17 protein-coding genes and 1 pseudogene are annotated in these 19,624 nt (G+C 36.6%); 4 read left to right on the forward strand and 14 right to left on the reverse strand.

Features of this window, described 5'->3' with window-relative positions:
• Positions 1–3: 3 nt before the first annotated feature.
• From ylxM to H9L01_RS08440, 3 genes are read right to left on the reverse strand one after another with little or no spacing between them, the layout of a single operon-like run.
• Entirely contained in the window at positions 4–315 is a 312-nt protein-coding gene (gene ylxM / locus H9L01_RS08430; RefSeq protein ID WP_187533518.1) for a YlxM family DNA-binding protein, read from the reverse strand.
• Positions 305–1,258 (reverse strand): signal recognition particle-docking protein FtsY, encoded by a 954-nt coding sequence (ftsY, locus tag H9L01_RS08435; protein ID WP_187533519.1) that lies wholly within the window; start codon positions 1,256–1,258, stop codon positions 305–307. The genes ylxM and ftsY overlap by 11 nt, the downstream gene beginning before the upstream one ends.
• Entirely contained in the window at positions 1,258–4,188 is a 2,931-nt protein-coding gene (locus tag H9L01_RS08440) for a chromosome segregation protein SMC (RefSeq protein ID WP_187533520.1), read from the reverse strand. Before H9L01_RS08440 ends, ftsY begins: the two co-directional genes overlap by 1 nt.
• A gap of 318 nt (positions 4,189–4,506) precedes the next feature.
• On the opposite strand from H9L01_RS08440, the gene H9L01_RS08445 reads away from it, so the two are divergent.
• Entirely contained in the window at positions 4,507–5,031 is a 525-nt protein-coding gene (locus H9L01_RS08445) for a hypothetical protein (protein ID WP_187533521.1), read from the forward strand.
• A gap of 31 nt (positions 5,032–5,062) precedes the next feature.
• Here H9L01_RS08445 and H9L01_RS08450 read toward each other — a convergent pair whose 3' ends face one another.
• The 9 genes from H9L01_RS08450 to parE form a co-directional block, all read right to left on the reverse strand.
• On the reverse strand, positions 5,063–5,497 hold the full coding sequence (locus H9L01_RS08450) for a VOC family protein (RefSeq protein ID WP_187533522.1): 435 nt from the start codon (positions 5,495–5,497) through the stop codon (positions 5,063–5,065).
• Positions 5,498–5,552: 55 nt separating this feature from the next.
• Complete coding sequence (locus tag H9L01_RS08455; RefSeq protein WP_187533523.1) at positions 5,553–6,230, reverse strand: 5'-methylthioadenosine/adenosylhomocysteine nucleosidase; 678 nt, start codon at positions 6,228–6,230, stop codon at positions 5,553–5,555.
• Complete coding sequence (locus tag H9L01_RS08460; protein ID WP_187533524.1) at positions 6,227–6,898, reverse strand: class I SAM-dependent methyltransferase; 672 nt, start codon at positions 6,896–6,898, stop codon at positions 6,227–6,229. The genes H9L01_RS08455 and H9L01_RS08460 overlap by 4 nt, the downstream gene beginning before the upstream one ends.
• The gene (rsfS, locus tag H9L01_RS08465) at positions 6,891–7,220 is read right to left on the reverse strand and encodes a ribosome silencing factor (protein WP_187533525.1); all 330 of its coding nucleotides are present in this window, start codon (positions 7,218–7,220) and stop codon (positions 6,891–6,893) included. Before rsfS ends, H9L01_RS08460 begins: the two co-directional genes overlap by 8 nt.
• Positions 7,213–8,229, reverse strand: a complete 1,017-nt coding sequence (gene nadD, locus H9L01_RS08470; RefSeq protein WP_187533526.1) for a nicotinate (nicotinamide) nucleotide adenylyltransferase — start codon at positions 8,227–8,229, stop codon at positions 7,213–7,215. The genes rsfS and nadD overlap by 8 nt, the downstream gene beginning before the upstream one ends.
• Positions 8,226–8,510, reverse strand: a complete 285-nt coding sequence (locus H9L01_RS08475; protein WP_187533527.1) for a YhbY family RNA-binding protein — start codon at positions 8,508–8,510, stop codon at positions 8,226–8,228. The genes nadD and H9L01_RS08475 overlap by 4 nt, the downstream gene beginning before the upstream one ends.
• Positions 8,510–9,532: a GTPase gene (locus H9L01_RS08480; RefSeq protein ID WP_187533528.1), complete on the reverse strand. Its 1,023-nt coding sequence runs from the start codon at positions 9,530–9,532 to the stop codon at positions 8,510–8,512. Before H9L01_RS08480 ends, H9L01_RS08475 begins: the two co-directional genes overlap by 1 nt.
• 123 nt (positions 9,533–9,655) lie before the next feature.
• Entirely contained in the window at positions 9,656–12,124 is a 2,469-nt protein-coding gene (gene parC, locus H9L01_RS08485) for a DNA topoisomerase IV subunit A (RefSeq protein ID WP_187533529.1), read from the reverse strand.
• Positions 12,114–14,024, reverse strand: coding sequence for a DNA topoisomerase IV subunit B (gene parE / locus H9L01_RS08490; protein WP_187533530.1), 1,911 nt, complete (start codon positions 14,022–14,024; stop codon positions 12,114–12,116). The genes parC and parE overlap by 11 nt, the downstream gene beginning before the upstream one ends.
• Before the next feature lie 188 nt (positions 14,025–14,212).
• On the opposite strand from parE, the gene plsY reads away from it, so the two are divergent.
• The 3 genes and pseudogenes from plsY (at position 14,213) to H9L01_RS08505 (ending at position 17,341) form a co-directional block, all read left to right on the forward strand.
• Entirely contained in the window at positions 14,213–14,815 is a 603-nt protein-coding gene (gene plsY, locus H9L01_RS08495) for a glycerol-3-phosphate 1-O-acyltransferase PlsY (protein WP_187533531.1), read from the forward strand.
• A gap of 166 nt (positions 14,816–14,981) precedes the next feature.
• Positions 14,982–15,653: pseudogene (locus H9L01_RS08500) on the forward strand (ABC transporter ATP-binding protein); the annotation flags it as partial.
• Complete coding sequence (locus H9L01_RS08505; RefSeq protein ID WP_187533533.1) at positions 15,650–17,341, forward strand: putative ABC transporter permease subunit; 1,692 nt, start codon at positions 15,650–15,652, stop codon at positions 17,339–17,341. The pseudogene H9L01_RS08500 and the gene H9L01_RS08505, both read left to right, overlap by 4 nt.
• A gap of 27 nt (positions 17,342–17,368) precedes the next feature.
• On the opposite strand, the gene H9L01_RS08510 is transcribed toward H9L01_RS08505, so the two are convergent.
• The gene (locus H9L01_RS08510) at positions 17,369–18,220 is read right to left on the reverse strand and encodes an alpha/beta hydrolase (RefSeq protein ID WP_187533534.1); all 852 of its coding nucleotides are present in this window, start codon (positions 18,218–18,220) and stop codon (positions 17,369–17,371) included.
• A gap of 110 nt (positions 18,221–18,330) precedes the next feature.
• On the reverse strand, positions 18,331–19,623 hold the full coding sequence (gdhA, locus tag H9L01_RS08515; RefSeq protein WP_187533535.1) for an NADP-specific glutamate dehydrogenase: 1,293 nt from the start codon (positions 19,621–19,623) through the stop codon (positions 18,331–18,333).
• Between the last annotated feature and the right edge of the window lies 1 nt (position 19,624).

The raw sequence follows: 19,624 nt of genomic DNA on the forward strand, positions 1-19,624 counted from the left end.
ATTCTATTCTCCTTTTTTTATGAATTCATCAAGTATTTGATTCACTCTTGAATCATTTAATTCACTTAACTTATTAAACAATGTTTGATATCGCGTTGCAACCCCAAGTTTTTTTTCATAATCTTCAAGAAGATTACTGGTACGATTTAAATTATCATACACGGCTGCACGAGATATTTCCTGAATATCTGCAATTTCTTGGTAGGACAGATCTTCATGATAATACATACGAAATACTTCTTTTTGTTTTTGAGTTAGAAGTGGTTCATAATAATCAAACAGTTGATTTAATAATATTGCTTTCTCAAAGCTCATGGTTATATACCAATTGGTACAGATATGCTTGGATATCAAAAGGTCTTAAATCATTAACCTTTTCACCCAAACCAATATGACTCACTTTTAAACCAAGTTCATCTTTAATGCTTAATAAGACGCCACCTTTTGGCGAACCATCCAATTTTGTCACAATTAATGAATCAACCGGAGTGACTTCCGTGAAGACACGTGCTTGGCTGAGTCCATTTTGACCAGTATTTCCATCAATCACTAAATATGTATGGTCAATACTTCCCGCCTCACGTTCAAGAACTCGTTTCATTTTTTCAAGTTCTTTCATCAAGTTTACTTTATTTTGAAGACGACCTGCACTATCACAAATCATGACGTCAAAGTTACCTTCTTTTGCATAACGAGCTGCATCAACATAAACGGATGCAGGATCGGCATTTTCTTTACCACCTACAAAATCCACACCGATTTCATCAGCCCAGACCTGCAACTGGCTACTCCCTGCTGCTCTGAAGGTGTCGCCACCAACTAGTAGGACCTTCTTACCATCTTGGTGGTATTGCGCAGCAAGTTTAGCGCATGTTGTAGTTTTACCAGAACCATTAACACCCACTACAAGAATTGTGTTCAAGCGGCCTGGCTCAACCTCATATGGAGCAACATCGTCACCGTATTGTTCTAATATGATTTCAACGAGCAGTTCAAGTGATTCCTCTTGTGTCATATTAGATTTAACTTTCTTACGGAAAGCCTTAATAATTTTTTGCGCACTTTTTAAAGAAACATCCGATTGGATTAATACTGCTAAGAGATGGTCATACCAAGCATCATCAAACTTAGGTTTACCCATAAACATTTCTTTTAGTTTGTTTCCAAAGGTTGCTTTTGTCGGTTCGAGACCCGTTGTGTATAATTCTTGATCTTCCTTGTTAGAGAAAGATTTTTTTAATTTATCAAAAAATCCCATTAAGCTTCCTCCTTGTCTTTCAATTCAATCGCTTCATCTAATTTAACGCGTAACATTGATGAAACACCTTTATTAGGCATGGTAACACCGTAGAGCACATCACACTGTGACATGGTTCCAGGACGGTGTGTAATGACAATAAACTGTGTGTCATCACTGAAGTTCTTAATATAGTTTGCAAGACGTTCAACGTTTGCTTGGTCCAGAGCAGCCTCAACCTCATCAAAAATACAGAGCGGAACATGTCTTGCCTTTAGAATGGCAAACAGAACTGAAATTGCAATTAAACTCTTTTCACCACCAGAGAACAATCGAATGTTTTGCACTGATTTTCCCGGAGGTTGAACATCAATATCAATTCCTGTATTGAGTAGATCATTCTCATCCTCTAACACAAGGCGAGCTTTACCACCACCAAAGAGTGCTCCGAATACTTCCGGCAATTCTTCGTTGATCCGATCAAACATTTCTTTGAACTGTTTAACCATAATTTGGTCCATGTCTTCAATAACTTGAAGCAACTTATCACGTGCTTCCACGAGTTCTGCAAGTTGTTTTGATAGGAACTCATAACGTTCGGATGCTTCCTTATATTCTTCAGGAGCCTCCAAGTTAACATTTCCTAAGGCACCAATATCACTACGAAGTTTCATAACTTCTTCACGACTTAATGCGGAATCTTCATCATAGACATTTTCCATCGCATAATCAAAGGTCATTTGATATTCTGATGATAAACGTTCTAATCCTGTTTCCATCTTAGTACGTGATTTTGTAATTTCCAGCGATCCTTGATGAAGTTTTTGAGTATATTCGTTTAACTCTGATCGATATTGACGTAACGACATTTCTTTTCGTTGCACTTCATTACCAAGATTCAAACGCTTTTCTCTCATCAATGAGAGATTCGATGTCAATTCATCACGCTCCATATAAATGCGGTTTAATTGTGAAACAACATCCTCACCAACACTAACCTCGTCTTCGTGATCGTCCAAATTAAGTTCTTCTAAATCTGCCTTTAAGCGATCGTATTTTGCTTTTTTCACATCAAGAAGTGGTTCAAGCTGTGCTAAAGCAATCCGACGTTGCATTAAGACTTCGTTAGAATCTTTAATTTTTGTTTCGAGTTCATTACGTTGATTTTCAGCAAGAATTAATTCATCTTTCTTTAAAGTGATTTCTGTTTCAAGCTGAGATTTATCTTTCTTGAGGGTTAGCATCGATTGACCTGAGCCTTTTGCTTTACCACCAGTCATCGTACCACCACGATGTATCACATCGCCATCGAGTGTCACAATCTTAACTTGGTGATTCAAGCGTTTCGCTAAAGTATTTGCTGCCTCAATATTAGAAACCACACATACATTACCTAATAGACTTTTATTTAGAATGTCATAAGCTTCATCATTTTCAACAAAGTCGCTTGCAATACCCAAATAACCGTCTACGTGGTTCGCAACCGTTTGTGCATCATCACTGACAAAACGATTTCGACATGAAGTAAGTGGAATAAAAGTTGCACGACCTGAGTAGTTTTTCTTGAGGAAGTTAATGGCATTAACTGCCGCTTTATCATTCTCAGTAACAACATGCATTAACGAACCCGATAACGCAGTTGAGATTGCAACTTCATACCCTTCCTTCGCAAGGAGGACACTTCCAACCACATCATGAATACCAAACAATGAATTCTTGTTATTCATAACGGCTTGGACACCCGCTTGTGATTCATAAGGTCTTTCAAGACGATGATTCACTAAATCAAGTCGGTTTTGTGCTTGATTGATATGTGAATGTAGACTGTTGACGCGTTGATTGCGCTCAGCACTCTCACGGTTTGCATCATAATTTGATTGAACAAGAAGTTCCACTTCAGCACTCAGTTCATGATGTCGCTTCAAACGATCATCATATTCTGTTTTTGATTCTTGAAGTTGTGCCCGAAGTTCCATAGCCTTAGCTTGTTGGTCACCAACTTCTAAGGTGTATTTACGACGTTCTTCAATCTCAATTTTTCGTGTTTCAAGATTACCAATTTCACGAACCATTTCCATCATTTTTTCTTGATACTTCACGATGTCCTGGTCAATCTTAAAAATAACCGAACGCTTCTCATTTATATCGTGGTCGTAGACACCAATATTTGTTTCAAGACCTGCAATCTTCGACTCTAAATCATACAAGCCAGATTGTGTTGCTTCGATAGCATCCGAACAAAGTTTGATATCATGACACAATACAGAAACCTCAATCGCTTCAAGCATCGCTTTTTTATCACGATAAAGTTCTGCTTTTTTTGCTGCTCTTTTTAAAGAATTAACCTGTCTCGAAATTTCATCAACAATATCTTGCATACGATCAACATTTTCTTTCGTTCGTTCGAGTTTGTTGATGGATTCAATTTTACGTTTTTTGTACTTCGAAACACCTGCAGCTTCTTCAAAAATTACGCGACGCTCAATAGGCTTCGCTTCTGCAAAATAACTAATCGTTCCTTGCGAAATAATCGATAATGAATCACGACCCAATCCTGTATCCAGAACTAAATCATGAATATCTCTTAAACGACATGGAACTTTATTAATTAAATATTCTGATTCACGTGTGTCTCTATAGAGACGACGTGTAACCTCAACCTCTTCATATTCAGAGTTTAATGCCTTGTAGGTATTATCAAAAACTAATGTGACTTCGGCCAAATTCACTTTTCTACGCGTTTCAGACCCATTAAAAATAACATCAGTCATACTGGATCCCCGCATCGATTTGACGGATTGCTCACCCAATACCCAGCGGATAGCATCACTAATGTTACTCTTACCACAACCATTAGGACCCACGATACCTGTGACGGGATCCTCAAAGTTTATGACAACACGATCAGCAAAGGACTTAAACCCCTGCATTTCAATTTTCTTGAGGAACATAATAACCCCCATTCTTAACTTTAATATTATATCTTATCTACTGATACATTGAAAGTTTTAATCTTGCTTTATCCACTGTTTGAACACTTTTTAGTAGAGAAACAGACTTTTAGATTCACTTTTTTTCTAATTTAGAGGCATAAAACCCTAATTTTCGTTCAATTAACCGCTTTATCAAAAATATTTTGTATGCGCTAACAATCCACTCCTGACTGAGTATAATGATCATTGACAACTTACCTTCTGAGTTAGGTTGTTGCATTCCTATCATAAACGTGGTAATCTATCCTATGTAAATAAGGAGGATTTTTGCAAACTATGCGAAAACGAATTGTTTTGATTGCATTCACATCAATAGCAGTTCTCTCACTATTTGTTGTCTTATACGATCAATTTAAACCCAAAACGAATGCTTTAGCACGTACAGCGACTACAACCGATAATGTTATCGCAACATCACAATCTTTCAGTGATGTGTCCAACTATTTTAAGACGAATCCCGGAACCCATGTTCTCTTCGTTAGAGATTCAAGTTCTGATTCTGATTATGTTGTCGATAATCTCTTATCACCACTCGCTCACGAGCACGACGTTCGACCTACTCCCAACATTGTGAGTGTCGACATGAGTGAAACTAAAGATTTATCCGTCACACGTTTAAAATCAACACTCGGTATTGAAAAATATCCAGCGTTTGTACTTGTAACGACAAATAATGAAAAGAATTCATTTAGCGTTGATTCAGTGATTGAATATGACAAGAAGAAACCTTTCTCAGTCACAGACTTAAGAAAATGGTTCTTCGATAATAAATTATGGACTGGACCTTACGGAGACAATTAAGTCTCCTTTTTTTATGTCCATGTCCACTTTGTTAAAAATCAATGACTAACATGTCATTTTCATCAAAACGCCAATCCTTCGAATAAGCAACTTCCCAATAATAACCATCCAAATCTTGGAAATAGCCACTATAACCACCCCATGCAACTTCTTGCGGCTGTTTTACAATGACGCCACCACTCAATTTAGCACGTTCTATAATTTCATCCACTTCATACTTCTCTTTTACATTACACGCTAATGTAATACCTGAAAACATTGAAACATCTCTTTGTGGTGGATTTTTAGAATCAATATCAGCTGCCAGGTTTTCAATAGGATACAATTCAAGTTTACTTCCCTGATTATTTAAAAATACAATTGCACTTCCCTCATTCGCCAATGTTTCAAATCCTAATGACTTATAAAATAATAATGAGGCATCGAGATCGGATACGCCCAAGCAAATCAAATTTATACGATTCATAATTTTCTCCTTTTTATAATTATATAACAAAAAACAACTATGGTTTAATAGTTGTTTAAAGTGTTTTTAGATATTCCGTGCAAATCAAGGCTGATTTTTCACTTGCAAGATTAAGATAGGTTTCAAAATCCATATCATTTCCTTCAACATGAGTCACATCACTCAGGCTTCGTAAAACGATAAAATCCGTTTCAGTACGTTCACATACTGCCGCAATAGCTGACGCTTCCATTTCTACACAAATAGCCTCAGGAAAGTTTTTTGCAATAACCGGGAACTGACTTTGATGCTTGGTAATAAATTGATCACCTGAAACAATCAGTCCTTCATGGTACTTCATTTCAAGTTCACTAAGTAGGTGAGTCGTTTGACGTCCATGTTTCACACTAGGAGTAAAAATGAATCGAGGATCTGTGGGTGTTTCGGGTCCAATATCTAAATCATGATATTGGAGCTTTGTTGCCACGACAATATCCCCTACTGTCTGGTTTTCTTTCAATCCACCTGCAGAACCAATATTGATGACAAGTTCTGGATTGCAGTGATGAATAAGCGTTGTCGCAGTATAAGCTGCATTAACTTTACCGACACCCGACCTTGCAACAACAACCTGTTTACCACTTAAAGTTCCTTCAAATAATTGAACATTTTGAAAAAGTTTCTCTTCAACAGTACTCATACATGCTTTTAGAGCATTAACTTCTTCATCCATTGCTCCGATAATTAAAATCATATTGACTCCTTTGTTGCAATCAAGCGAACTTTCTCACCTTCATCAGTAATTCCATCTTTATCAAAATCGGTCATTACTTTAACGTTATAACCTTTTTCTTTATAAGCATTAATTAGAATCTCCGGATTAAAAACCCACTGATAAATAGCATCAAACGTACCGTCAAGAAAATTAATGACATGAACCAGATGTTCACCTTCAACTTCAATTTGATAGGCATAGTCAAATGCATCCGTTGAGCCTTCCTCGTAATAATCATTACGGAATTCGTTAAGACGGAATGGATGATGACAATCAAGAATAATATGATCTGACAATTGCGTTGATACTTCAACAAATTTCATAAGGTCTTCTTTATTCAAGATGTAATTAAGACTATCACCGATACAAACACAGTTATCGTATCGTTTTGTATCGGTATACTCTAAGAAATCACCTTCAGAGACTTTACCTCTAAGATCCGGGAATTTTGTTAGAGTTGTCGCAATCATTGTTTCGTCAAGATCAATTCCTACTACATCGTATTTCTGGTTTAATCTGGATAAAATATCTCCTGTACCACATGCTAATTCAATAATGGAATGTCCAACAATATTATCAGACACGTATTTGTAATAAGCATCCAATCCTTCATCATTTGTGAACAATGCATCATAGTAATTAATCATTAATAATGTACCCCTGATAGAGTTTCTCAAGATTGTAGTGTGTTCTTTCTTCAGTTAAGAATAAATGAATCACGACATCACTGGCATCAATTAAGATCCAAGTGGATTCACGTTCTCTTTCAACATGCTTCACAGCATAACCTTCTTTTTCCAATGCTTCAATCACGTCATCTGCAATGGCATTAATTTGACGTAAGCTGGGTGCATCAGCAATAACAAAAAAGTCACAGAGTGAGTTTTCTCGCTTGAAATCAACGACAACGATGTCATTTGCTTTTTTATTATCTAATGTTTCCGTTACTAAATTTAATAATTTACTCATGGTTCCTCCTGTTTAAATACGATTCTTGTGAATCTTTGACGGCTAAAAAGCCTTTTCTAATATCTTTTTTTGCAAGCTCAATGAAGGGTTCACTATCATAACCTCTTCCCCGCTCGCACTTATCTGCAATATATAATAACATCCCGAGTTGGGTTGTCGACTTCCCGTTCACATGGCCTTGTATCGCTTTAAGTACATGTTTGTTTCGCACATAATATCTTTGACTCAACTCTGAAGAAGCTGCAAAGGCATGATAAAATGCAGGATGCAAATCAATTTGTTTCGAGAAATTCGCCTGAACAGAGTGCTTTAACTTATCTTTATCATCATCTTTTGCAAGATCATGCATCATGGCAGCGAGAAAAACTTCTGATTGGTTCATTCGATGATTGTTGGATATTTCCAAAGCACACTCCGTGACGCGAAGCACATGCTCATATCGAAACTCACTGACTCTGTTCTTAAGAATAGAGTCTAAATAGAGACCTTGAGTCATCATATAATTCAAAACACGAGGGCTCGTATTGGTACTCATACCATTTCGAATCTCTGTAGAGCTTACCTCTATAACAGGACCCTGTATTTGTGGATACTCATGATTTTCTACTATTTCAGTTCTCTTGTACACGACAAATTGAACTTCATCTTTAAGTTGGTCATAGTTTTTCCACTCATGCATTCTCGCTAATTGATCGGAGCCTATAAGCCAATCAAATTGAATACATGGGTATTGTTTTTTTAATGCCAGTACTGTGTCAATCGAGTAAGATGGTGATGGTAAATGATTTTCAATATCACAAATTTTTAACTTTCGAAATGGAGAAATCATCAATTCTATCATTGCTTGTCGATGTTCAAAAGATGTTCCTCCCGATTTAAACGGACTTACTTTAGTAGGGATAAACCACAATTCGTCGGCTTGCCGTTGTTTAAGCGCAGCCTTCGCAACATCAAGGTGTCCGTTGTGAATGGGATCAAAGCTCCCACCAAACAAGATGACATGTCTCAAACTTTAATGCGACCTTTCGAGGAATAACGATAAAGAACCGCAACACGACCAACTTTGCTGACGAGTTCGCAAGCAAATTGATCAACAAGTTGTTCTACAACTTCGTCAATTGTGATATCTGCATTCTTTTGGATTCCTACCTTCACAAGGTTATGTGAGACAAGTGCTAACTCAAAACTTTCAAGAACAGTTTCCGTTAGACCGTTTTTACCGATAGATACGACGGTATTTTCATTGTGAGACAAGCGTCTCAATTCTTTCTTTTGATCTTTATTTAACATTAGATTATTGCCTTTCTCATAATAATTTCCGCATCTTCATCGAAATACGTACTTAATTCCTTAATATCCCCTTGAATTGATATAAAACCAATGTCAAAGATTTCAATATCGATTTTATCACCACTCACCGGCCATTTTCTCATCTTATAAATTGGGTTGTCAATTTTAAAATCCAAATCTAAAGTGAGATTTTTTTCAACACGATCGGGTTTGACACGTTTTATGTCGAAAGGTAGATAAGAAATAACATTGATGGTTTTCTTGGGATCTACAGTGATTGCTCCGATGTTTCCAATCATTAACGATTGTTTTTCATAAATCTGAAATACAGCAGGTTTCAAAGTCTTTTGTGGTGCAAGTTTCACAAGATTTTCGTCATCTACTTTATCAAGTAATTTTGTTTCCACGCTTAATCCTGGTGTATCAAAGACATCTACAAATTCAGTCTCAATATGCACAACATCTGCTGTTGTTGATGCAACAGGAGATACTGAAAGTTGATCTTTTTTTAGAAGTGCATTAAGAAGCGATGATTTACCTGCATTAACACATCCAACAAATGCACACGGTGCATCATCAAGGTACGGTAGAAGTGGTTCTAGTGTTTTGTAACGTTTGGCAGATACAAAGATGAGATCCATAAGACTGACATCTGCATCTTTTAGAGCACGCATAATCGACTGAGAGAGCTTTCCATCTGACACTGATTGAGGGAGTAAATCTCTCTTATTGACGACTAACACGACATTTTTATTTCTAAGTGAACGTAGAAGTCCGGGATGAAGTGATTGATTGAGATGCATGATATCTAAAATCCAAAAGATGTGACCTTCGAAATTCTCAATGAATTCAAGGGTTGCGCCATCATCAACAACAGCTTTTACACGTTTGAAATCACGATAATGTTTGAGTCGAAAGCAAGATTGACATAAATCATTATCGATTGAATTTACATATCCTCTTCCCTCTTTATCTGTTGATTGAAGTACACTACCACAACCTGAACATTTTTTTTGATTCATTTATAGTTTCCTTTCATAAATTGCTAACATTAATAATATACCACATATAGTGCTTAATGTTTAAGTTTTACAAATAATAAAGTCTGGAATTCTCCAGACTTTATCGGTATAGAAATAGGGTTTTTATATATCTAACTTCATTGGTGTATCATGAGGTTCAGATTTAACACTTGGTTTCGCAACAACTGGAACATAAACTGGTTGATGTACAATCACAAAATCTGTTTCTGTTGTGGCCGTGGAGAATGTAGCATCCAAAGACATAATTGCAACATCTTTAACGGCTAGTGTTGAAAAATGATCATTGTATAACATGATATCATCTTGGATTCCACCTACGAGTACATCTTCAATATAATGAGGATTACTCTTTACGACTTTGACGACTAAGTTTCCTTGGGTCGCGCGATTATTAATAGGAAGATCTCCTTCTTTAATACGTTTGAATTGACCACGCTCACTCATGATGACAACATCACTTTCATTATGATGTGTTACAGAGCAAGATACGGTATCGCCTGTTTTTAACTTAATTCCAATAATTCCTTTGGCTTTAACCCCTAGTGGTGCAACATCATCAAGTTCAATACGGATGCCTTGACCATTGCGAGTAAACATGAGCAGATGATCTGACTCATGGGCAATGTGAGCTCCCACTAAGGTATCACCTTTCGCAAGTTTCATGACATCATAAAGTTTGTTGGTACGTTTAACTTCTAAATCTTCAATGAATGTCTTTTTAATCATCCCAGATGCTGTAGTTGTAACCAGCACCATATGTGTTTTAAATGTCTTCAAAGTAAATGCCGAGACAACACGTTCATCAGGATCAAATTTAAGATATTGGTTCATATGTGATCCAATATCGCGCCAACGCGCCTCTTCGATATCATGAACAAGAATAATTCCGTAGCGACCTTTTGTAGTCGTAAATACTAAATTATCAATGGTTTCTACTTCTCCAACAAAAATTGGAACATCGTCTTCTTTGAGTGCAAGAATGTCTTTTTGACTGGATCCATAGGAACGCAGTGATGTTCGTTTTAGATAACCGTCTCGCGAGAGTGTTAACATCACTTGTTCATTTGAAATTAAGCTTAAATGATCAACTTCTAGATCGGAGATTTCATCTTCGATTGATGATCGACGTGGCGTTTCAAAGTCCTTTTTAATTTCATTAAATTCTTTAACAAGCATCGCATTTAGCATGTCATTATTAGTTAGAACTAGGTTTAGCTCTTCAATTTCATTGGCTAATTTAGCAAACTCATCACGAAGTGCAAAAATATCTGTTGATGACAAACGATATAATTGTAAGTCCACAATTGCACTTGCCTGTTCATGGGTAAAACCGAATTCTTTCATGATATTATCACGTGAATCAGCACGGTTATTTGATTGACGAATGACCGCAATTATTTCATCAAGAATTGATGTTGCTTTCATGAGTCCTTCAATAATATGAATACGTTTTTCTTTTTGTGCTTTACGATACTCCGAACGCGCTAAGACTACTTCACGACGAAATTCAAGATAGGCATCCAACACTTGCATGACTGAACATACTTGTGGTCTACGATCAACAATCGCAACCATATTAGCATTGTAGTAAACTTGTAATTCGGTATGTTTGTAGAACAAGTTAAGAATCGACTGGGCATCAGCATCGCGTTTACAATCAATAACGATACGAAGACCATTTCTATCCGATTCATCTCGAACGTCCATAACATCTCCAAAACCTTCATTTGCTTTAGTAAAACGAAGTTCGTCAATTTTCTTCACGACATTGGATTTAATAACTTCATAGGGTAATTCGGTAATTACAATTTGCTTAAGACTTTTATTTTCTACAATCTCAGCACGTGCTTTTACAACAACACGACCGCGTCCCTTAGTAATAATATCGCGAATACCCTCTTTCCCCTGTACTACAGCACCTGTAGGGAAATCAGGACCTTGAATAATATCAAGAATATCATCATCTGAACATTCAGGATTATATAATCGATGAATTGTAGCATCCATTACTTCTGTAATATTAAATGGTGGGATATTGGTTGCATATCCTGCAGCAATACCTGTCGCACCATTAATGAGCAAGTTAGGATAACGAGCTGGTAATACAGATGGTTCTGAATCAGTATCATCAAAGTTTAAAACAAAGGGAACAACATCTTCATCAATATTATCAAGAAGACGATGGGATAGATGTGATAATCGTGCTTCGGTATAACGCATAGCTGCGGCCGGGTCATCATCAACACTCCCGTTATTTCCTTGCATATCAATAAGTGGCTTATTGTATTTCCAATCTTGAGACATACGAACCATCGCATCATAAACTGATGAATCACCATGAGGATGATAATTACCAATTACAAGCCCTACGGTCTTTGCAGACTTACGGTAAGGTTTATCAAAATGGTTGCGATCATTATACATCGCATAAAGAATACGACGTTGAACAGGTTTAAGTCCATCACGAACATCCGGTAATGCTCGATCTTGAATTATATATTTTGAATAGCGACCAAAACGCTCCCCAACAATATCTTCAATGGGAAGTTTGATCAAAGCATCATGAGACATATTCTTCCTCCTCTAATGTAAACGCGACATTTTGTTCAATCCAATTTCTTCGAATATCGACTTTATCGCCCATTAGGGTTGCAACTCGCTTATCAGCTGTCAAGAAATCATCGATTTGAACTTGAATAAGTGAACGAGTAGCTGGGTCCATGGTTGTTTCCCAAAGTTGATCCGCGTTCATTTCTCCCAATCCTTTGTATCGTTGAATTTCAATTTTTCCGTACTGTTTTCGGTACGCTTCCAATTCTTCTTCTGTATAGCAGTAGTGAGAATTTTTACCAGATTTAACACGGTAAAGTGGTGGTTGCGCAATGTAGACATATCCAGCTTCAACTAACGGTCTCATATGACGGAAAAAGAAAGTTAATAATAAAACTTGAATATGGGCACCGTCGGTATCAGCATCGGTCATGATGATAATTTTATTATAATTGCTATCCGCAACTTCGAAATCTTGACCCACACCTGCACCAATACAGTGAATAATAGTATTCAATTCTTCATTCTTTAAAATATCGTCAAATTTTGCTTTTTGAGTATTAAGTACCTTACCTCTGAGTGGCAAGATAGCTTGGAACTTACTGTCCCGACCTTGTTTAGCCGATCCACCCGCAGAATCTCCCTCAACAAGGAACAATTCATTTTTATTCTTGTTACGAGTTTGAGCATTCGCAAGTTTTCCAGATAAGATTCTTTCAATACGATTTTTCTTACCAGAACGCGCTTGTTCACGCGCTTTACGAGCCGCTTGACGCGCATGCGATGCTTTTTGAATTTTTGTTAGAATCATGGTTGCCTGTTCATGATGTGTATCAAGGTAAAACGGCAATTGTTCAGAAATGATCGTATCGACAACTTGTCGTGCAACAGGAGTACCAAGTTTTCCTTTTGTTTGTCCTTCGAATTGTAGTAAATGTTCCGGAATACTTACAGAAATGATAACTGAAAGTCCTTCACGAATATCGCCACCCTCGAAGTTTTTATCTTTTTCTTTTAAGAAATTATGTTTACGAGCATAATCATTCATTACTTTCGTAAAACCAGATCTAAATCCCGCAACATGAGTCCCACCATCATTAGTACGGACTAAGTTAACATATGAATAAGTATCCTCATTGTAGCCTTCGTTATATTGCAAAGCGACACGTGCTTCAATTTCTTGGTCTTCACCTTGTAATACGATTGCATCATTTAAAACAGTTTGATCTTCATGAATATAACTCATAAAGGCATTCAAGCCATCTTCATATAAGAATGTTTTTTGAGCATCAACTCTTAAGTCAACAACCTCAAAAGAAATCCCTTGTAATAAGAATGCAGACTCTTGTACCCTTTCGCAAATTGTATCGTAGCTAAATTTACAATTTTTGAAAATAGATTCATCCGCTCTAAAACGAACCCAACTTCCGACAGGTCCTTTTTCATCAATTTTCTCTAGAGAACTTACGTCTTTTCCGCCATTTGAAAAATGCATCATATACGTTTGACTCTTTGTAAATACCTTTACATCAACAAATTCACTTAATGCATTCACAACAGAAGCTCCAACACCATGGAGTCCCCCACTTGTTTTATATCCACCTGATTGTGAGAATTTCCCACCAGCATGTAAAACAGTAAAAATGACTTGCAATGCACTGACACCACTCGGGTGCTTTTCAATTGGCATTCCACGTCCTTCATCTCTAACACTAATTGTCAGGTCATCTTCGATAACCAGTTTAATTTTTGATCCAAAACCATTCAGCGCTTCGTCAATGGCATTATCCATGACCTCCCACACTAAATGATGGAGTCCACGTTGATCGGTTGATCCAATGTACATTCCTGGGCGTTTACGAACTGCTTCAAGTCCTTCTAATATTTCAATGCTTGATGCAGAATAATTTTTTTCACTCAACTTGTCCAACTCCTTTACAGACTGTATTATAACACGTTTATTCCCACAATATTTAATCAAGTTAAAACATTTTAGTACCAAAAACCTTTATAAAACTTAAAGATTGGGTATAATTAGAATACAGCTCATCCATCATAGCGGATGTAAGTTTTAAAGGAAAGGTTTATTTTCAAAAGGGGTAATTATTTATGCAAATATTTTTAGCGAGCCTGGTAGGCTATATTTTAGGTTCAATACCGAATGCGCTCGTAATCGGGAAAGTTTTCTACAATACGGATATCCGTGAACATGGATCCGGAAATCTTGGAGGTACCAACGCAGGACGAACACTGGGTGCAAAAGCTGGTATGTCCGTTGCTGTTCTTGACGTTTTAAAAGCAACAATTGCTATGGCTCTTGCCTATTTCCTTTTTCCACAGACAATCATATACGCGGGATTCTTTGCAACACTGGGACATTGCTTCCCTGTCTTTGCACAGTTCAAAGGTGGTAAGGCCGTATCAACGGCAGTCGGTTTCCTCCTTGGAATCACGATTTTCATCACCCATCAACCTGTTTACCATTTCATTATTCCAATTGCATTATTCTTCGGAATACTCTATTTAAGTAAAATGGTATCACTATCGGCAATCATCACACTTATTGTAACAAGTATCATCCTGGCTTTCACAACCTCTGACATTGCGATATCGGGATCATTCGCAATCATTACAGTTATCGTAATCTATCGCCATCGTAAAAATATCAAACGAATCATGAACGGAACTGAATCCAAAATCACTTGGATGTAACCTTAACAACTGAGACAATACGCTCTCAGTTTTTTTATCGTTGCATTACTGTACTATTTATGTGGTACAACATTCGATTTTATGATAAAATGAAGGCACATGAACTAAAGGAGAAGCATTCATGATCAAATTAGAAAATATTTCAAAGACATACAACAAAACACATCTTGCAGTTGATGACTTAACGTTAGAAATCAAGCCGGGTGAAATTGTTGGATTTATTGGCCCAAATGGTGCAGGAAAGACAACCACTTTAAAGATGTTGACCGGAATTCTTAAACCCGATACAGGAAGTATTTTTATCAATGGATACAACATTCAAACTGACCCTATTGAAGCTAAAAAAGAATTCGGCTATGTATCTGATGATCCCAATGCATTTTTAAAACTAAAAGGGATTGAATATTTGAATTTTATTGCTAACATGTATCAAGTTGATGTTGAAACTCGAAATGCACGTATTTCCGAATATTCCAAATTATTGCAAATGGAGAATGCATTGGGTGATACAATCAGTTCTTATTCTCACGGTATGCGTCAAAAGATTATGGTTATGGGAGTTCTTGTCCACGATCCGAATCTTTGGATTCTTGATGAGCCCCTTACAGGTCTTGACCCACAATCATCATACACATTAAAATCATTGATGAAACAACGTGCTTCGGAAGGAAAATCAGTTATTTTTTCGACCCATGTTCTTGAAGTAGCTGAGAAATTATGCGACCAAATTGCAATTATTAATCACGGAAAAATTGTGTACCAAGGCACACTTGAATACCTTAAAGAAACATCAGGAGATCTCTCTCTTGAAGAAATTTTCTTGGAGTTAACACGATGAGTAGAATTCTAAGCCTTACTAAAGTATTGCTGAAGACATCCACAGACGCTTCATTGCAATCCTTATCCTTCCGAAAAAAATCAAAGGATACATCCGGTAAAAAGATATTACGAATCATAGGGTTCGCATTCCTTGGTCTTTACCTCAGTTTTATTGCATTTATCTTCATTGATGGTTTGCTTTCACAATACGCCCCGATCCAACAAGAAGGTGCCGTACTCTTTTTAATCTACATGGTACTTACATTCTATTTACTCATGTTTAGTGTTCTCATTATTCCGTCAATATTCTATTTTTCAAAGGATATCGACTCTCTAATCGTCTTACCATTGAAACCTTGGGAAATTTTAATTTCTAAATTTCTCGCCACGCTTGCATCACTTTACGTAACAATTTCATTTATTGTATTACCTCTATTTATCAGTCTCTTGATACGTGTGCATCCAAGTTTCTTATCCATGGTTATCTACTGGATTAGCGTTATTCTTTTACCGATTATTCCACTAAGTATTGCATTAATCGTGATAGTCATCTTGATGGCGTTTATCCCTTTCTTTAAGAATAAGAATATCTATACTTATCTCACGATGGTGTTCTCATTAGGAATTGCTTTTGTATTCATGTCAATTGGTAATTCAATGAGCGCTGGTGCAGATGGTTTGGATACGTTGATGACCGCTTTGCAGCAAGGCAATAATTCCTTAATGAATTCACTTAATACTTTTATTCCTACTGTTAAATGGCTCTCTGACGCCATTATCTTCATAGATTTTAAGAGTCTCATCTACGCAATTTTATTTGCAACCGTACTCCCTTGTGCCGTACTCTTTGCAATTCAAAACCTGTACTTTAATGCTGTAGTTGGAATTGACGAACAAAGCAGTAAAAAGAAATCATTAACTTCTTCAGAACTAAAAAGAGAGAACAAACAAAACAAACGTTATGTATCAATCATGAAATATGATTGGATGACGATTAAAAGAACACCAACATTTATGATGAATTATCTTGTAATGTACATTATCATGCCTGTAATGATGTTATTTCCAATCATAACAAAAGGCGGTTTCTCAGAAATGTTTGCAGTTCAAGATGAGATAGTAGAAATGGTTGCCGTCATTCCACCACTGCGATTAGCTATCACTGTGACCGTGGTCGGATTCCTAGCTTCGATTGTGTTGGGAAGTATGAGTTCGATTAGCTCCACTGCAATTTCTCGCGAAGGACAATCAATTTTGTCCTTTAAATCAATGCCGTTTAACCTCTTAGAACTAATTCATGCAAAAATTATTTTGGGTTCAATCACCACTTTAATTCTTCCAACAATAATTGGAATTCTTGCCGTTATTTATTTAAAACTTAATCCGCTCTATTTTGTATTATTTGGCCTGGCGGCTATTTTAGGAGCTCTCGCCATTAATACAATTGAAATTAGTATGGATGTATTCTTCCCTAAACTTGATTGGGAAAACGAAGTACAAGCAGTTAAACAAAATTTTGTAGCTGCTATTATTCCGTTATCAGTTATCATGATTACATTTATTACCATTGGTTTAAGTTTCGTTATTGATATCAATACGGTTCTAATTATATATACAGGAATACTCATAATCATTGCTAGTATAGCTTATCAAATAATAAAGAAAGCTGGCATTAAGAAATTAAATGAAAAAATTGAATCACTATAAAAAAGATGAGGCCATTTAAGCCTCATCTTATTTTTTAGTTGTACGGTCATCAAGCCAATCAATGCTATCTTGAATAACTTCTTTGCCATTAGGTTCATTATAAAGAACATGGCCCATTCCCTCATATATTTTCAAATCTTTGTCCTTAGAAGCAATCGTATCGTAAAAGTGTTGCGAAACTGCTACAGGAATCGTTTGATCGTTTGCACCATGAGCAATGAAGCACGGATAATGATAACTATGCATCGTTCGTAAAACTTCACTGGTTGCGTCTACAAAGATTGTTTTTAAGAAACGAACAGTAAAGTATTCTGTTCTCATAGGATTTTCAGCACGCATATGATATTTTAGTTCGAGTTCAGCTTTTTCCTTTGGACTGTTGAATTCAATGATACCATCCTTAAAGTGTAGTAGCGAGTCCTCTGCGAGCATATTAAGTCCATTCATCAGAACCTTCAAACGCGGATTTATAGCGCGTGGATACCCTACAGCAGGTCCTACCATCACTTGGCCACTTAAGGTATTGGGATACTCTATACCAAATAGAGCAGAGACTAAACCACCCATACTAAAACCAAGCGTAAAAAGAGGAACATGGACATTTTCTCGAAGTGCCATTCGAACAATTGTATGAAGATCATAGATATAGGTTTGATATGTATCAATATCACCCAGTTCAGACAAAGTCTTTCCATGCCCTCTCATATCATAACGATATACAGTATACCCTCTTTTGTTAAGCGCTTTTGCGTATACCTCGTATTCACCAAGGTGATTTGAGAATCCATGGCACATGATCACAACGCCCCTTGGATTTTTTACTCGATCAACCAGATAAAATAATTGATCATTATTGCTAACTAATAAATAATTATCCATCATAAGCCCTCCGATATAATATATCGTACCACGATTTTAATAAAAGTGTCCTTAATAGCGATCATATTTCAGAACAATATCACAAAAAAAGACCAAACATAAGTTTGGTCTTAAATAACTCCCAAAGATTTGATTGATGTTTCAAGTCTTTTATAAGCTAAGTAATTAGCTGCTTTCAAATAATTATTACGTTCACCCAAAGACTCTGCAGCATCTACAAGATCTTTGAAAATCTCGTACATACTTTTCTCAAGTAAACGATCAACATGCTCGAAGCTAAAATGCTCAAATTGCGCATTTTGTCTCATTTCGATTCCTGACGCAACTACACCACCAGCGTTTGCTGCTTTTCCAGGTATAAACGTAATATCTGATTTCATAATTTCTTCGATTGCTTCTGTCGTTAGAGGTCTATTTGCCCCTTCCGCTATTACTTTGCATCCATTTTCAATAAGTGAAATAACATGCAGTTCATTTACCTCATTTTCATGAGCACACGGCAATGCAATGTCGCAAGGAACATTCCAGATTGGAAGTTCAAATACGAAACGGACGCTTGGATCAGAAATTTCAGAAAGTTTTTTCCCAGATTCTTTATGCTTCTGAATAGCAAGAATATCGAGTCCCGACTCCTTGTAAACATAACCACTACGATCACTCATAGCAATTACACGCCCACCAAGAGTATTCACTTTAAGTGCTGCATAAATTGCGACATTTCCGCTTCCTGATATTACAACGTTTTTATCTTCAAAAGAATCATGATGGTGATCTAACAGTGCATCAACCATATATACGAGTCCATAGCCCGTAGCTTCTGTTCTCGCAAGCGCACCACCATGTTCAATGTTTTTACCTGTAAGGGTTGGACTAAAGGAATTCGTCAATCTTTTATATTGTCCAAACAAATAGCCGATTTCTCGTTTACCAACACCGATATCTCCTGCTGGAATATCTGTTTCAGAACCAATATGTTTCGATAGTTCGGTCATAAATGACTGACAAAACATCATGATTTCCATTTCTGTTTTATCCTTAGGGTTAAAATCACTTCCCCCTTTAGCGCCACCTAAACCAAGTCCTGTTAAAGCATTTTTAAATGTCTGTTCAAAAGCAAGGAATTTCATGACGTCCAAGTCTACAGAAGGATCAAAGCGCAATCCTCCTTTATAAGGTCCGAGTGCACTATTATACTGTACACGATAACCATAATTAACTTGAACACGTCCATGACGATCTACCCAAGGAACACGAAATATAATCGTTCTCTCAGGATAGAGTAATAATTTCAAAATATCAGGTTCTATATGCTCTTCAATTGAGTCAACGAAATCCATTACAGCATTTTGGAATAAGGTCTCATCAGGATACTTCAATAAAATTTCTCTTGCTATTTCATTCATA

The organism is Erysipelothrix inopinata (genome assembly GCF_014396165.1).
GTDB classification, from domain to species: domain Bacteria; phylum Bacillota_I; class Bacilli_A; order Erysipelotrichales; family Erysipelotrichaceae; genus Erysipelothrix; species Erysipelothrix inopinata.

Bases quoted from the DNA above. Each gene is read 5' to 3' on its own strand.
- H9L01_RS08505 (WP_187533533.1), top strand. From the start codon at position 15,650: ATGAGTAGAATTCTAAGCCTTACTAAAGTATTGCTGAAGACATCCACA.
- H9L01_RS08455 (WP_187533523.1), bottom strand. From the start codon at position 6,230: ATGATTTTAATTATCGGAGCAATGGATGAAGAAGTTAATGCTCTAAAA.
- H9L01_RS08445 (WP_187533521.1), top strand. From the start codon at position 4,507: ATGCGAAAACGAATTGTTTTGATTGCATTCACATCAATAGCAGTTCTC.
- rsfS (WP_187533525.1), bottom strand. From the start codon at position 7,220: ATGAGTAAATTATTAAATTTAGTAACGGAAACATTAGATAATAAAAAA.
- H9L01_RS08450 (WP_187533522.1), bottom strand. From the start codon at position 5,497: ATGAATCGTATAAATTTGATTTGCTTGGGCGTATCCGATCTCGATGCC.
- H9L01_RS08475 (WP_187533527.1), bottom strand. From the start codon at position 8,510: ATGTTAAATAAAGATCAAAAGAAAGAATTGAGACGCTTGTCTCACAAT.
- H9L01_RS08510 (WP_187533534.1), bottom strand. From the start codon at position 18,220: ATGGATAATTATTTATTAGTTAGCAATAATGATCAATTATTTTATCTG.
- ftsY (WP_187533519.1), bottom strand. From the start codon at position 1,258: ATGGGATTTTTTGATAAATTAAAAAAATCTTTCTCTAACAAGGAAGAT.
- gdhA (WP_187533535.1), bottom strand. From the start codon at position 19,623: ATGAATGAAATAGCAAGAGAAATTTTATTGAAGTATCCTGATGAGACC.
- H9L01_RS08480 (WP_187533528.1), bottom strand. From the start codon at position 9,532: ATGAATCAAAAAAAATGTTCAGGTTGTGGTAGTGTACTTCAATCAACA.
- parC (WP_187533529.1), bottom strand. From the start codon at position 12,124: ATGTCTCATGATGCTTTGATCAAACTTCCCATTGAAGATATTGTTGGG.
- ylxM (WP_187533518.1), bottom strand. From the start codon at position 315: ATGAGCTTTGAGAAAGCAATATTATTAAATCAACTGTTTGATTATTAT.
- plsY (WP_187533531.1), top strand. From the start codon at position 14,213: ATGCAAATATTTTTAGCGAGCCTGGTAGGCTATATTTTAGGTTCAATA.
- H9L01_RS08460 (WP_187533524.1), bottom strand. From the start codon at position 6,898: ATGATTAATTACTATGATGCATTGTTCACAAATGATGAAGGATTGGAT.
- H9L01_RS08440 (WP_187533520.1), bottom strand. From the start codon at position 4,188: ATGTTCCTCAAGAAAATTGAAATGCAGGGGTTTAAGTCCTTTGCTGAT.